This window comes from Reticulibacter mediterranei, from assembly GCF_016587455.1.
On sequence record NZ_BNJK01000003.1, the window covers coordinates 349816 to 364500 of the forward strand.

Sequence of the window (14685 nt, forward strand, 5' to 3'; positions counted from 1 at the left end):
ACGCCCTTTTGTGATGGCTCTTTGTCAAGGGCTGTGGAAAGGACTCTGTTTTTTTTGGATGACGTTCGTGGGGGGGCTGATGGTCAATCTTCTTTCTACACGTCTTACCTCGTCAACAAATTTTGCTCCTGATACTCCAATGGGATGGATAGGAGATCATCTCCTGACCGTGATTATTCTCAGTTGTCTTCTTCTTGTTCTTACTCTTGTTGTAGGGATATTGAATGCTCGATTTCTCTCACAGAGAAGGCAAGCAGAAGCGTTCACTCCCCAGAAGCGGGAAATTCTCACCCGCTTTTTCGCACGCGAATATAAAAGGCGTCTCTCCCATTCATTACAAGGATCTCCTTTGATGACCCTTCGGTTGTACGAGCGTACAGATGTCACTCATTCTTCAGTTCAAGAGGTCTTCCGCCGAACAACGATGAGTAAAGCATATGAGTTTCCCCTTGGAGTGAGTATTCGTCAAGTATATGAGGATGTGGGAGGAAATTTCCTGCTCTTAGGAGAACCTGGTGCTGGAAAGACTATGTGGTTGTTAACCCTTGCGAATGAATTACTGGCAGGAGAAGATGAATACCCTCTTCCAGTTATGTTAAACCTTTCATCTTGGGTGCGAAAAAAACTTCCATTGGATCAGTGGGTCATTGAGCAGTTACAGCAGATCTATCAAGTGCCCAATAGGATCAGTCGTGCCTTGCTTGATACGCACCAACTGTTGTTGCTTCTTGATGGTCTAGATGAGGTAAAGGCGTCAGTGCGACTTGAGTGCATTGAGACCATTAATGCCTATCGTGAGAACCATTTAGGGCCAGTGGTGGTGTGTAGTCGCCTTCAAGAATATGTCACACAACCACGGCTCCTTGCACTTCCAAGCACGTTGGTTCTTGAGTCTCTGACTCAGAAGCAAGTTTTGGCGTATTTGAAAGAGGTTGGGAAATCAACCGCAGCGCTTCGCGTGCTCCTGCGCACGAACGCGGTCGTTCAAGAAATGGCGACGACTCCTCTCATGCTGAACATCCTTATGCTTGCGTACCAGGGGATAGCAACGAAAGATCTTCCCCATCGAGGAACATTGCAAGAACAGCAGCAAGAGATCTTCGCTCAGTATGTCCAACGCATGCTGGAGGGCGTACGCGGTTATAGAGCCTATGGACCGGATCAAATGCTTCGGTGGCTCTGTTGCTTAGCAAAAAAGATGAGCACTCGTAATCAAAGCGTTTTTTTGATGGAAGAGATGCAACCTGATTGGTTAGAAATGCGATGGCAACGTCTCCTGTATCGACTTCTTTTTTTTGGTTTTTTTTGCAATGGGATTTTAGGGGCGACAACAGGCTTTCTGTATGGGCTAATTACAGGGCTTCTTACGGGTTTGAGCTTTGGAATACAAAGCGGGTGCTATTTTGGGGTACTTACTGGGCTGAGTTTCGGGATATTGTTCGGATTCTTGAGCCGAGAAGAGATAGAAATCAGACCAACCGAGATTCTCATGTGGTCCTGGGGAAAGATGTGGCAGCGGGTAAGAAAAATGGAAGTCCTCTTCGTTATTGTCTGTAGTGGACTATTTGTTGGGGTCATGACAGGATTAATTGCTGTTGGGTTGTTTGGTGACGGGCGTTTTGGCTTCAATGTGGGATGCCTGATTGGGTTTTTGGCGCTGTTGAATAATATCGCGATTAATGGGCTACGGGCTGGCTTCGAGGAAGGAAAACTTCGTGATCGTACCTATCTCAAACCCAATCATGGAATATGGAAATCAATGATGAATAGTGTGCGCTTGTTCTTGTTGAGCGCAGGGTGTGTCGGTTTCTATTCCATGTTGGTTGCCATACTCGCCACCGACATGGTGCGAACATGGCCGCTCTGGCATGTGGCGACCTTACTTGGAGCATTACCAGCAGCAGCACTCACTGGTCTGCTGTTTGGGAGCCTGCTTGGCTTGTTGATAGGGGTGTATGATCGGTGGGGTGGAAGTTTTTTCAGTTCCTCAATACGTCCGCAATACCACCTGTTCTCAATTGAACTGCTTCTTGGGCTGATTATTGGCATGTTATCGACGTTTATCATGGAACTTGCGCTAGGTATGGCTTATGGGATTGCCTCTGAAGTGCTGGTGTGGCTGATGAGTTTTCTGCTAGGAGGCCCGATCTGCGGGGTGTTGCTCGGACTTGTGAACGGTGGTTTGACCTGTATTAAGCATGTCTGTTTACGTTGGGTTCTTTGTTTGAGCAATGACACGCCCTGGAACTACTCACGATTTCTTGAAGATGCCACTGACCACATCTTGCTTCGCCGAGTTGGAGGAGGGTATAGCTTTATTCATCCTCTTTTCCTCGACTATTTTGCTGCTCTCGATGTGCGCGCTTCGTTTCGGGTGGTTCCTGAAAGCAGGAATAACGAGTAAAACATGGTAGAAATGAGGAACGTATCAGTAATCTGGCCTGAATAGATCGCTCGGAAGATGAGGGGAGATGGTCAATGCGGCGATATAGCTCTCAATAGGTACTTGACAGACGAGAGACGCTGCGAAGGGAGTTGGATGTGGTACGATGAGAGCAGATACTCAATTTGAGAGGGAGAAGCATCCAGATGGGGATGACGGTGAGCGACATCGCGACCGTGTGCCGATCTCGCAGTAACGAAGAAGAGCGGCACTCAGATGAAGCCCAAGCCTATGGCTATGTAGCTTCTTATGTGGAGGAGCGTTCAAAGATCACGCTGGAGCAGTTGGCGCATGATCTGGATCTGTGGATCAGGGTGCATAAGAGGAGTATTGAGCGGTCGCGTGCACAAGGAAGCACCCTGCATACGGTTTATAAACAGCAGGCTGATGTCTATCAAGAAGTGTTGTCCTGGGCAAAAGGCGAACGCAGCGTGAAGAGCTAGGTGAGGCTGTTGATGGAACATGTTGCCATGTCGCAGGAAGACAAATGGATCAGCTCAATGCTTTTCTGAAAAGAAGCGATCTGAAATCCGCATTACAGCAGTGTTGCAGGTCTGTGTTTGTGCTAACACTGCTGAGAAAACATCTATTTCACATGCTCAATGGCCGTTAGTTCCTCATTGGCAATAGTCCATATGATGTGCTCAAGCCGTGTGCACTTCCAAGCTGCTATTGTTCACCGAGATACGCGTCAAGAGCGCGATACCCAAGCTCACGAATCTCTCGTCGTGTGTGTGGCCTTCCTTCTTTTTCTAATTGCTGGAGGACACCATGAAGACGCCGACCTGACAGCGAAATGGTGAGGCCAATCCTTTTTTGCTCATGCTGCGCTGCGTTTTGGTTGCCGGTCGGTGCGCCTGGTTTAGGATCTGGCAGATCGATCAGACGCACTCGTTTACGAGCATAGCGCAGTACGCGTACAATAGTATGGTAGTTCTGGGGACTAGCGAACTTGATGGTAATCCGTTTTGCCTCGATTTCGATAATTTCTGCATTAATGGGAAGTTCATCTCCTGTATATCTATAGAGATATTGTCTGATTTGTCCACTACTATTTTGCCTTGTAAGATGGTTTCATGTATTCGAGAAGTGGACAAATCAGACAATATCTCTCTCTGCAAACATCTCTAGCGCTACGCAGTAGCTCATTACGGCTTTCTTACTGCCCCTGTTTTTGCCAATCCTCTAGATTCACTAGAGGATAATTGGACTATCATCAAAGATATAGTCGGCCAGACTCTCTTTGATCTCGACATTTGACAGTTGGTGTGCTGCGACCTCCGCACGATTTTTCACGTCATCGTCAATGAAAAGGATGTGGTCGTACCATACAGCAGCCTGGTGGACGATAATAGCTTTCCAGACAGCCGTAGAGACGCGCTGCTCACGCTGATCTTCCCCCTGCGCATAGAGTTTGTAGCGAATGGACTCGCGAGGGAACCGAAGGCTATGAGCGCTCAGCCATTGCTCCGTTGGTTCTGCGAGAAAATCGGGCCGCGACGTTAGTATGTAGACATCGGTATACAATTCTTGTAGGCGTGTGATGGCAATGTCTGTGCCTGGCTGCAACTGATCAAGAACGAGCAGAGATGGATCATAAAAAGCATCTGTGCTGTAAAAGAGTGCCTTGTACTCATTCGAGTCAGGAGCTGGAGGCTCTTCCAATGCCAGGGTCTTCATCTGGACGCGTCGATGCGCCTCCTGGGCGCGAGCAGATGTATCACTCACTGGTCCATCGAAATCGATAATGGCGATGCTATTAGGAGACCTGCGAAGTTTCATATGAGTTTGACCTTTCTGTTGATTGCTTCACTCGAAAGAGCGAAGAAGAGTGTGCGTGCTGTGAGTTGGTCGTATAGGCGAAATCATACATAGAAGCCAGTTTTCCCCTCCCTCATTCCGTCAGATCTGTCGTCTTTTCTTGTGAGGAGGGGGATTCAGAGAGGTGCCTGCGCTGCTCCCGTTCGACGCTGCGCATGTATACTGCCACACGTGATCCCCGGCCTTCTCCGTCCAGCATTGCTTTGCCAGCGGAGGGGGTAAACCTGCTGGATGAGCAAGACGCTTCCCATTCTTCCCAGCTTAAATATTCTCGTCAGGAAGATGCATGACGGAGATCATCTTGTCTTTGCTGCTCCCGTCGCGCTATCATTCCTCACGTTGTGGCGGTTGTTCCGTCTTCTCATCTGGAGCCGGTTTCCATGACCGGGAATACGTGCGATTTTTGAACAATGCAGGGATGTTTGCTGTGTGTTGCTCAAAAAGTGCCGAATTCCCTGATGCTTGTTTGAGCCGCCATACTTCATCCGCAGACATGCCAAGCTCCTTTCCGATCTCTGCGTCGGAACGACCGGCCTCTACCAGCATAGCAATGACATTGACCATGCCCAAGACGGAATGGTCGCCTCTTGCCCGATTGTGGCGTATCGTTGCCTCAATCAATTTTGCCATCGATTTGCTGATAACGACTATTGGCAGGTAGCCGTGAGTGCGTTCGCGAATATCGGAATATTCTTTGCCAACGCGATTGCGATGGAAGCCATCCACGACGATATACAGTTGCCGTTCCTCGCTCCAGTAGACGACAATCGGTTGGGTGTATCCATCCTCTTTGATGGACAGATAAAGCAGGCGCATCTCCGGCGGCATGACTGTGTTGGGGTTATATGAGTTTGCAACCACCATCTCAGCTGGTACCCAGAGTACACTGCTGACCGGGTCAGAATTCGGATGTACTTCTCCAATCACTTTCATCAAGCGGTTAATTGCCTCGATACGTTTATGGGTAGGCAAAGAGGTCAGTTCTCGAATACCTTCTTCCAGTTCATCTATGGTCATCCTATTTCCTCGGCAGTTCTTTCCAATACGTATAATATTTGCCACGCCTGCCAACACACCGAAAACCATAGCGTTCATGCGTATGCTTGCTCATCTCTGTGGTTGTAGACGTAATTTTTTTGATAGTCAATTGTTCCGCCACCTGGAGCCGAGCCGCAAACAGCCAATTATAAAGTCCCTGACCGCGCTGTTCTGGCTCTACCCACGTGCTCTTCAGCTCAGCCACTGAGCTGTTGGTTTTTTTTTCGAGGCTTCCACAGGCTATTGGATGCTGAGCAGCATCCAAAATGAGCCACCAACAACGATGTTCACCATCGGAGATCGGCCTGCCGAGAGCCTTTGCTGCTGTTTCACTGCCAAAAAAGCGGCCCATCAGGCAGTAAAAGTCGGGATCTTTACGAGTGCGCCGAATCAAGGTGAAATGCTTACCCTTGATTTGCCTCTCTTCTATAATATTGCTTTCCATTTTGAGAATGTATCCTCATTCTTCTTTTGCTTGGGCTTGACGACGGGAGCATTCGACTCCCAATCGTTGATCATAAGTTGGCGACATTGCTGTCGGCAGATTTCTTCGTCGTTCCCTTGCCTGACAAAACGTGCACGAAATTGTTCGACATGCTGGCTAGGTGTCGTGTCGAGAAGAAAATCTCGGTAGGCTCTCCACGAGCTAAATCCTGGAGGGAGCCTCTTTGCCTGAAAGATCATCGACTCGTTCGCATACCTTGCCGCAACATGAATGCCGGGCATTCGCTCCAATAATTTGCGATACGTTTCTGGTTCAAATGCGTGCAGATCTGGGAGACATTTAAAGGAGTTTTCATGACCAAGATAGCTGACTCGGACATTTTGTATACGGTGACCGCGCCAGTGCATGAAATCATACACACGGTTATACCGCAGGTTCTCTTCAGCGATATAGTGCCACACGTCTTCAAAGGTCCAATCAAAAAGGGGATACGCTTTAGTCGTATGTCCTGATGAGGTCCAGTAGAGGGGTTCGCCCTCGTGGTATAATCCTGGATGCTTCATCATCGTGCGAAAACGATTCAAACTCTCCTCGGCACGCAGCCCGACAACGGAGCAGATTTGCCCCTTCTTCCATTGTTTTTCTCTCCAGGCAATGAAAGGGTAGAAGCGCTGCGGGTAGTTTTGCTCAATGGTGTGGATCGCCAGTGAATCTTTCTCGCGCATCCACGGCTCTTCAGGTCCCCATGCATAAAGAAAATCAACCTCAAGAGAAACCGCGTTTGTCATATACAATGGGACCTGATACCAGTACGGAACGATCCCTTTAAGAGTCATTAAGTAGCGGATCTGATCGATTGTACTTTGATACTCTGCTTCCTGATCCAGGAAAAAGAGTCCAATTGTTCGACCACGCCGCAGTGCTTCCTTGCGACAAAGATCCGCGAGGACTGTTGAATCCTTTCCTCCTGAAACCGCAACATCAATTTGCTCAAAACGGTCGAAAAGCAACGCTATACGCTCCTGGGCAGCCTCCAGCACATTCTGTTGCAGATATAATTTTGCGCCCTTCTTCATGCACTCACCTCTTCATACAACCGCTGGGCAAAGTCATTAATGCTCTGATATTCTGTCACCATGCGCTTATAAAGTTCTTCATCAATACCACTATTGCTCTTGAAAAAGAAGATGCGACAATCGGGTCGCACGTTGGCGAGGATATCCAAAAACAAATGACCATTTACAATCGGTAATTCAAAGAGAATAATCGTATCGTATTGATCCTCTTCACCATTTGCATCGTAGAATGAGCGCACCAAACTTGTGGTAAAAATTTTTTTGAGGCGGCGATTATGGGGTTGCAAGTTGGTGTAGATCATAGTTTGCCCGTTTCGTTGCAACAAGATATCACGTAGCTTGGTATAACGCGACTGGCGAATATTTGTCCAGTCAGCAAGCTGGGTGAAAATAGGGCTAATCGATGTTTTACCCGCCTTTTCTGCTGCTTCAATGAGACGGTCACGCAGCTCCTGGTAATCGCTCATTTCCTGTGCCGTGAGCGGACAGTCTACGACCTGGATCGCATTGCCCAGGAAATCTGCATAATCAATGCTACAATATGGCGCGAGCTTGCGTGCGAGCACTTGATAGTCGTGTGCCCGCACGATGGAACCATCAGCGAGCTGTTCCAAGTTGTTTTCTCGATAACTATACCAATGTTGATAGCCAAGAATGGTGCGACTGATGAGTGCCAGCGGGCAATAGAGATACTTTATCTCTCCTGTGAAAGGAACGATATCCACCAGGATTTTCTGCTGGTAGCGCTCGGCGGCCCGGCTCAGGCGTATCCACGTGTCTGTCGTAATGTTCTTGTATCTTGATGGTCGGTCGAAGACCAAGAGAGATTCATCATCAGCCAGGTTGAAGATATCGTTGGAGTTAGTCAGATCCTCATAGGCCAGAAAGATAGCAGACGGTATTCTGCGTTGGACATCGCCTAAAAACTTGCGCGGAGCAAGATAGATCAGCTTTCGACACGGGTGTTGGCTAACAAAATCGCGCACAAAGGAGGCACGAGCCTCAGCTGATCGCGAATAGAAAATTGGCTTCATGCGTCACCTTGCTGATCAATGTCTTGCGGCTCATTCACTGGGTGTATATCAGCCAATGGAACAGAGGGTATTTCCAACTGGTTCATCCTGTTCTGACGCAGCACGTTCTCAAAGGCTTCGCGAATACCCATCGCCGCATAGGGTGAGTGTAACAACGAAGCGAGGAACGACATTGCTTTATCAGCAGGTGATGGTTCCTCAAGATCTGGATCTCCATACCGTCCTTCTTCCTGCTCCACAACCCTCTGAAAAAGCTGTAACGTTGCACCACGAACAACATCTCGAAAATAGGATTGGGCCATCTCGTAGTCAACGAGGGCTTGACGTGCAATCTCTGCCCCTGACCGTCTCTCTTGTCCAGCTAAACGATTTAACCGTTGCAGCCCTTCGTATCCCCAATCGGTATCTCGACGGTATCTTTCCTCTTTATTAGCCAAGCATTTCTCCTTTCCTCTCTATCAGACAAATGTCTGACTTATTATATATCAGACATTTGTCTGACACAAGTATTGACTTTTGTGTGTCGATGTGTTAAATTTGCAGTAAAGAGTATGTTGACAGTATGAAAGGACATCATGAATAGTTCGCTTTATTGGCTGTTCTGTCAGTCCGTTGGTGATCCTCCCAAAGGATCTGGGCTGTGTTACCTCTGTGGCATGTCGTGTTTGGAACAGCACACTGTAGCCAAAGGATTGGCCGACACATTCAACAGCCACTATCTGGCCTCTGTTCCCTCTTCGTCTTTTCTCTGCGCTGCCTGTCAATGGTACTTTGACAGCCAGGCCCTTCATCCCGAATTTCGCAAGATGTCACTTGTAATTACCCCTACGTCATGGCGCAATTGGCAACGAGAGACCATGAAACAGGATATTTGCTCCTGGCTACAACATGGGTTGCAGGATCAGGCCTACCTCGTAGTTTCTCTCAGCAAAAAGAAGCACATTTTGCTTCAGGCTCCCCTGAATGTGACAGGGAGTCGTCTGTTTTCTATTCAAATCGAAGAACAAGTGGCCCATTTTTCGCTCGCAGACTGGCGCTATATTGACGAGCGGTTGATGCGCTTGCTTGCGCTAGGACATGGGAAAGGAGAAATTTTGAGCGGAACTCTGCATACATCGCAGCTCCGCAAACATGGTCAGATTGGGGAGGCTTTAGCTTTGAGCGCCCAACTTGCCCCCTGGCGCTCCTCGGCACAACTTGAATTGCTTAGTTATGTGACCATAGTAGAGAAAGAGAGCAAATGATTTGGTAACCGACCAGAGAAACGGAACCTTGGAAGAAGGAGTCCAGGAACAGCCCTTAGAGCCGTATGCGCGTGAACTTGAAATTAGACAGATTGCGGCAACGCTATTGCGTGCGGTCTGGAATGGTATCGAAGCTGAGTATCTGAGTAAATACCGCATGACGATCTGGACACAGTTTGAAGAGCGCGTGGGGGCAGCAAGCCGTATGACAAACAGCTTGTTGGCTTTTCTTAGCAAGCTTGCCATGAGCATGCAGGTTGCAGAAATTGGGAGAGATGCGACTGAACGTCTACATGTTGAACTCGTGCTCGCTGGTAAGTATGGAAGCCCAGGGGAGATTCTGGCGGCTCTCCGACGTGATCCACAGATATGTGTGATGCTGTTACGCATTCAAAAAGAGCAGGAAAGGATAAAGGAATAACGAATGTCGCAAACAAGAGAAATCACGAGCTTTCGCTTTGAGGGATTAGCACGGGCATTGAGTGCGGTCTCTCACCTGGGTGATAGTGCCGGCGGGACCACCAGCGTCTTCAGGCGTGAGAAAGTGTATAGCAAGGGATGGGGGGTCATCGAGGTACCTATCATCTCGGGCAACGCTTTTCGTGGACAGTTACGCGATACGGGCATGCGCTATATGCTCCGTGAGTTGGGGGATCCAGTGTTATCACCTGCGGCTTTCCATTTTCTGACAAGCGGGGGAGCGCTGAGCAAAGAGGCAGGACGAGGTCTCGATATTGGTCAGGCCCGCCGTCTACGCGAACTGATACCTCTGGTTGGTGTTTTTGGTGGAGCGTGTGGAAGGCAAATTCTCGAAGGCAAACTGCAGGTTGGAAAATGGTATCCAGTTTGCCAGGAACTCGTAGATTTTCTTCCGTCTCACTATAGTAAATTACCTGAAGCGGAAACGAGTATCTACGATATGACCGACGTACATAGTTTTACTCGTACGGATGATGCGAAAGGTGAACGCTGGCAAAAGTATCTTTCCCAGGAGCAACGAGGAAGCCTCGAAGTTCCAAAAGTGAAGCGAGCAAAAGATGGAACAGAGATTGCTGAGAAGCCAGGCACAGCACAGCAAATGCGCTATTCACAGGAGGTGTTAATCGCCGGAACCACCTTTTATTGCTGGATTTCTTTGCAAGATGTGACCCCTCTGGAGTTTGAGGCATTTGCTTCGGCGCTTGTCGAATGGTCAAAAACGCCGTTTATTGGTGGACAATCGCGGCATGGGTGCGGAGAGGTGGAACTCCAGTTTGAAAACTGGATGTCAATTTCTCCTCACACGCATGTAAACGCTCAGGATGTTGGTATGCCGCTGGGTCAGACCTATAATGAGCATTTGCGTGAACAGAAAAAAGCCATCCTTGAAGTACTTCAGGAGATCAGTTAGGAGAGAGGGATTGCCATGATGATCCTATGTCTGGCAATCTCTCTTCCCGGGAGGGAGAAATTGATGCAACCACTCAGCGTCACTGCATATCTCGCTGGTTCTATTGCCCTTGCGCGTCCTTCTGACATCTCGCTCGATGGCTTGTTGGCCTACCAGGTGTTGCGTCGTCACATGGGTAACGACTTCTACACACATGCCGACGGACGAGAGGTACTCTGTTTCGCACGCCTGCCACTGGAGATGCGAGGGGAAATTCCCGAGGCGGTCAGCAAACTACAGACAGGAGATGTCTGGATGAACCCCCGGCAAGGGATCATTGATCAGTCTTTCTGGTATTGGTCTTGCTCGTCTGCGCAGACAGTCGTGGCCGCCAGACAAACACAATATTGGAACAAACGCTTTGATACGCATCCCGCGTTATCCAATCACGTTGATTTTGGCGGTCGCGTGGAAAAAGTCATTATCGAAAATGGACGGTATAAAGCCTATCATATGCCCCTATCAACGCTCATTACAGACAAAATCGTCTGGTATGCCTATGGTAATTTGGAGGAGATACGTACATTGCTGACTCCTATCACGGCGATTGGAAAGAAGAGGAGCTATGGAAATGGGATGGTCATGCGTTGGAGCGTCGAGCCAATGGAAGAAGATTGGTCCGAGTGGAAAGAACAGGAACTCATGCGTCCGCTGCCTGGCGCTACAGCCCTCCATTGGGCGACACGAGGGGCATTTGACCTGGAGCATCGGGCGTTTCGCGCACCACAATGGCATCCAGCAAATCAGGCAATGTGTCTCTCAAAAGGGAGACGGGATGCTGTTTCATGTGTATGATGATGAAGTGAACACAGGGAATACCCGCTTTCTCGTTATAAATGCCCAATCTAAAGTAGTACTTGATCTTTTGGCCCTCTCAGAATCATAGAAACTTTCGGGAATGGAGTACAAACGACATGCTAAATACTATGCCGGCAAGCCAACAACTTCTGTTTCAACTCCACAGCCAGTTAAGTAGTTTTCAACGAAAGGTTGAACGTGCGCGGGTCATTATACGAGAAGCTTTGGAGGAGATGAATAACCCGTATGTAGCCTTCTCAACAGGGTGACGGCGGGAAAGATTCCTGGGTAACTGCTCATCTGGTTTGGGAGCAACAGCCTGAGATACCCGCGATTTACTTTGATGCGGCAGCATCCTTCCCTGAAAGCTCTGAATTCTTATCCTACCTTGCGCCAATGCATCCCATTATTCAATGGCCGACCGAGCCGATCCTGGATGTGTTTGAGCGGTGTGGTGGGCCAACTGCACCCAACATTGACCGCCATACGATGGAAGCAACAGTCTACGCTCCGGTACGTGCGCTCCTAGCCGAGAAACAGTATGATGGTGTGTTTCTTGGCCTTCGTTCAGAAGAAAATGAAGGACGCGCAAAGAGTGTGAAATTTCATGGAAAGATCTATCGCTACAGGCGAGATGGAGTAGTGCGCTGCTTACCACTCGCCGATTGGGCCTACAGAGACATTTGGGCGTATATCATTCTTCATGGACTGCCCTATAACCGGGTGTATGATCGTATGTGGGATATGCCAATTCCCGATCAACGCGTGTCCTATTGGGCTGGTGAAACGAAGGCTCGCTGGGGGCGATTTGTCTTTCTCAAGCGAGAGTATCCTGATCTCTGGCATGCCTTTGTACAACGTTTCCCAGAAGTGGGAGCATTTTGCTAACTCTAGAGGCTGTTTTCTGGTCGATGAGCGTGCAGGGATATCGCCAGAGATGTCTAGGAGCATATTGCAAAACATTAGGGCAACTGGATCCCTGCGTTGAAGAGGTCAGAAGGGCGAAAAGATGACTGAAGATATTACTCTGACGTTCGGACCATATCGCAACAAGAAGCTCAGTGAAATTCCTGATCGTGGCTATATTGAGTGGCTGGCTCATAGTACTCTGCATGTTCAGCCAGAAGCCTCAGAGGCTGCACGCGCATTTTTGGAAGAACATCCCGCGCCTCCATCTACACAAGCAAATCGTTCCCGCCAGCCAGGATTAGCACCTCGCACCTATCAGGAAGCCAGCAAACTTGGCTGGATGGCAGCGAAAGGCTATGGAAATGCCAGGGCTACGATGCTCGCAGCTCGTGACAAGGAGGGATTCCTCGTGGTGGTGGACGAAGAAGATGATGAAGAGCATTATCGGCTCCTGTCTGTCTTTGATAATGGCGCTATAGAAGAGGCCTCTACTCATTTCTCTTCGATGTCTTACGCTCAAGTAGAGGCCGTGCTTGCCCGTTATCCCTCTGTTGAGAAAGAGCACTACCTTCTCGAAGCCGCAGAGCGAGAGGAGATGGAGGCCGATGAGGCACGAAGAAGCCTTTTTCTACAATCCCTGGATGGCAAGCATACGCTTGTGTTACGGGTATGGAGTAAAAACAGCATTGATGTTATCATCGATGGCCGAGAGAATGGATCATACAGGCTTCGTGAGCTAAATGAGCGAGAGCGCCGCCATCCCCAATGGAGCAAAGCAGCAGCTATTCTTGAACCCAATAGTGACGATCCATTTGGTCACCCTGGTACGCGCATGATTGGGTTGACACCAGAGCGGAAGGCGCTCCTGATACAAAAAATACAAGAGGTGACAAGCGTGCAGGAAGCGTAATCATCCTTCCTAAAAGAAAGGCGATGTTCGTCTAAAATGGGGAGCGAACAGTTGATGCCCGTCTCGTACAAGAGCGCTCCCCTTCGCTTATAATCCAGGCGCCTTCTCTTGTACGAGCGAAACGCAAATCGGTCTGCTATATCCATATCTTTCGTCACGTCTTTGGATTTTGTCTGTCAAATGCAACGAACGCTGATAGGCTCCAGTTGCAGCGTGATCTGAGGCACTAATCGGAAGTGTATATCTGGATCTACATCATGCCTCCTGCGAACATCGCGGGCTATGTCGAAATGTTTTGAAAGCGTTTCCTCTGTAGAGAGGTGGGGAAAGTGTTTTGAAGGAGAAAGCAGCTCCGCCAGAAACAGCAATATGTGGTCAGTGCCTGTGTCACCTGGGAGGTGTCTATGTCAAGCCAATCGAGGCTTTTTTCTGTTGATCAGCCACTGGGAGTGGATGAATGTTGAACAGGCCACAGAGGTGATTACAGCTAGTCGCAGTAGAGATTTCGACTGAGATGCCTCTTCGGTTAGTATGGAAAAGGAGGAAGAGCGTGGCATCTACCTATGTGGGCCAGATGGCTGCGTATATTGCTTCTTTGTAGTGAAAGGATGAGATCGATGGAACAACAAAATGCAGCGGTGAAAGCCGTGCGCCTGGAAAATTTCGCGTACAAAGAGTGGCTCTCGGCGCTTTCTCAACACCTCTTGCGTCGCTATCCGGGAGCAATATTTCACTATCAACGACCTTCGGTGGCGATTGCTTTGCTCAATACGCCTAAGCCCTGGGGCGAGGATGATGAAACGTTCTTTGCTGAGTTGAAAACCCGGGCATTCTTTCAGCGCTGGGAGCCGCTCACGGAAGTTCCGCCTTCCCCGAAAGCTAATAGCACCGTCTATGAGGATATTGGCTACCGCATTGGCAGCGGGACGCGTCTGACGCTGGCGCAGCAGGAGGTGCTCTTTAGTCAACTGGGCGACCTGGAACTGCGTGCGCAGACAGCGGAGAAAGAGGCAACAGCACGCGGGAATCATGCCGAATTTCTGGAAGAAGCGCTCAAGAGGCTGACTCTGCGGCATAATTATCTAGTACAGCTCCTGGAAACCGTCAATACCCTCTTCCAGATCACCGTCAATGGCGATTTTGAGGGAAACTGCGAGGTCATTGATAGCATCACTGGCCAGGTTCTGTTTCGTGATACTCCTTTTGCCGAGGTGTACCCGTCACTCTTCCAACGGCGGGGGATCGGGCGGCACTTGAATGATTCAGAAGAAGGAGCCACCGATGCTTGAGACTATCCTAAACATTGAAGCGGGATGGGCACTGACCTGAGTGGGCAAATACAGATGAAGCGCGAAGAGGAGAAGGCCATCGAAGGCGAGATAAAGCGGTGCGGGAGAATATGGCCTAGTGAATGATGTGAGCGCTTCAGAACGATGAACCAGGGTGGAACTGTCGTGCCTTGAGAAAACGAGGGAACCAGGACGCTCTGGTTCCCTCGTTTTCTGTATGCAGCGGCGAGGAAAACTGCCACATCTCCA

The 14685-nt window shown here is 49.2% G+C and carries 14 protein-coding genes and 1 pseudogene; 9 read left to right on the forward strand and 6 right to left on the reverse strand.

The genetic code is table 11. The annotated features are described in order from the left end of the window. Positions 1 to 352: 352 nt before the first annotated feature. Both K3T83_RS54370 and K3T83_RS54375 read left to right on the forward strand, forming a co-directional pair. Positions 353 to 2404 (forward strand): NACHT domain-containing protein, encoded by a 2052-nt coding sequence (locus tag K3T83_RS54370; RefSeq protein WP_220211488.1) that lies wholly within the window; start codon positions 353 to 355, stop codon positions 2402 to 2404. Positions 2405 to 2589: 185 nt separating this feature from the next. Continuing rightward, positions 2590 to 2886 carry a hypothetical protein gene (locus tag K3T83_RS54375; protein ID WP_220211489.1) on the forward strand — a complete coding sequence of 99 codons (297 nt, stop codon included), beginning with the start codon at positions 2590 to 2592 and terminating at the stop codon, positions 2884 to 2886. 751 nt (positions 2887 to 3637) lie between these two features. Here K3T83_RS54375 and K3T83_RS54380 read toward each other — a convergent pair. The 6 genes from K3T83_RS54380 to K3T83_RS54405 all read right to left on the reverse strand — a co-directional run bounded on the left by K3T83_RS54380 (position 3638) and on the right by K3T83_RS54405 (position 8294). Beyond that, positions 3638 to 4225 carry a hypothetical protein gene (locus K3T83_RS54380; protein ID WP_220211490.1) on the reverse strand — a complete coding sequence of 196 codons (588 nt, stop codon included), beginning with the start codon at positions 4223 to 4225 and terminating at the stop codon, positions 3638 to 3640. A gap of 366 nt (positions 4226 to 4591) precedes the next feature. Continuing rightward, a complete protein-coding gene (locus K3T83_RS54385) occupies positions 4592 to 5281 on the reverse strand; it encodes an IbrB-like domain-containing protein (RefSeq protein WP_236065351.1) in 690 nt (229 codons plus the stop codon). A gap of 1 nt (position 5282) precedes the next feature. Continuing rightward, the gene (locus K3T83_RS54390; protein ID WP_220211491.1) at positions 5283 to 5747 is read right to left on the reverse strand and encodes a GNAT family N-acetyltransferase; all 465 of its coding nucleotides are present in this window, start codon (positions 5745 to 5747) and stop codon (positions 5283 to 5285) included. Continuing rightward, positions 5729 to 6823 (reverse strand): phosphoadenosine phosphosulfate reductase domain-containing protein, encoded by a 1095-nt coding sequence (locus K3T83_RS54395; RefSeq protein ID WP_220211492.1) that lies wholly within the window; start codon positions 6821 to 6823, stop codon positions 5729 to 5731. The genes K3T83_RS54390 and K3T83_RS54395 overlap by 19 nt, the downstream gene beginning before the upstream one ends. Then, positions 6820 to 7857 (reverse strand): hypothetical protein, encoded by a 1038-nt coding sequence (locus tag K3T83_RS54400; protein ID WP_220211493.1) that lies wholly within the window; start codon positions 7855 to 7857, stop codon positions 6820 to 6822. Before K3T83_RS54400 ends, K3T83_RS54395 begins: the two co-directional genes overlap by 4 nt. Beyond that, positions 7854 to 8294, reverse strand: coding sequence for a hypothetical protein (locus tag K3T83_RS54405; RefSeq protein ID WP_220211494.1), 441 nt, complete (start codon positions 8292 to 8294; stop codon positions 7854 to 7856). The genes K3T83_RS54400 and K3T83_RS54405 overlap by 4 nt, the downstream gene beginning before the upstream one ends. Positions 8295 to 8432: 138 nt before the next feature. Between K3T83_RS54405 and K3T83_RS54410 the strand changes: the two genes are divergently transcribed. From K3T83_RS54410 to K3T83_RS54440, 7 genes and pseudogenes are all read left to right on the forward strand, one after another. Then, the gene (locus K3T83_RS54410) at positions 8433 to 9101 is read left to right on the forward strand and encodes a hypothetical protein (protein WP_220211495.1); all 669 of its coding nucleotides are present in this window, start codon (positions 8433 to 8435) and stop codon (positions 9099 to 9101) included. Between the two features lies 1 nt (position 9102). Continuing rightward, positions 9103 to 9522 (forward strand): hypothetical protein, encoded by a 420-nt coding sequence (locus tag K3T83_RS54415; RefSeq protein WP_220211496.1) that lies wholly within the window; start codon positions 9103 to 9105, stop codon positions 9520 to 9522. Positions 9523 to 9525: 3 nt separating this feature from the next. Further along, on the forward strand, positions 9526 to 10491 hold the full coding sequence (locus K3T83_RS54420; RefSeq protein WP_220211497.1) for a hypothetical protein: 966 nt from the start codon (positions 9526 to 9528) through the stop codon (positions 10489 to 10491). A 63-nt stretch (positions 10492 to 10554) separates the two neighbouring features. Beyond that, on the forward strand, positions 10555 to 11325 hold the full coding sequence (locus K3T83_RS54425) for a Csf3-related protein (protein ID WP_220211498.1): 771 nt from the start codon (positions 10555 to 10557) through the stop codon (positions 11323 to 11325). 285 nt (positions 11326 to 11610) lie between these two features. After that, positions 11611 to 12216, forward strand: a pseudogene (locus K3T83_RS54430) (phosphoadenosine phosphosulfate reductase domain-containing protein); the annotation flags it as partial. Positions 12217 to 12337: 121 nt separating this feature from the next. Further along, positions 12338 to 13147 (forward strand): hypothetical protein, encoded by an 810-nt coding sequence (locus K3T83_RS54435; protein ID WP_220211499.1) that lies wholly within the window; start codon positions 12338 to 12340, stop codon positions 13145 to 13147. Between the two features lie 617 nt (positions 13148 to 13764). Then, positions 13765 to 14436, forward strand: coding sequence for a hypothetical protein (locus K3T83_RS54440; RefSeq protein WP_220211500.1), 672 nt, complete (start codon positions 13765 to 13767; stop codon positions 14434 to 14436). Positions 14437 to 14685: the final 249 nt, after the last annotated feature.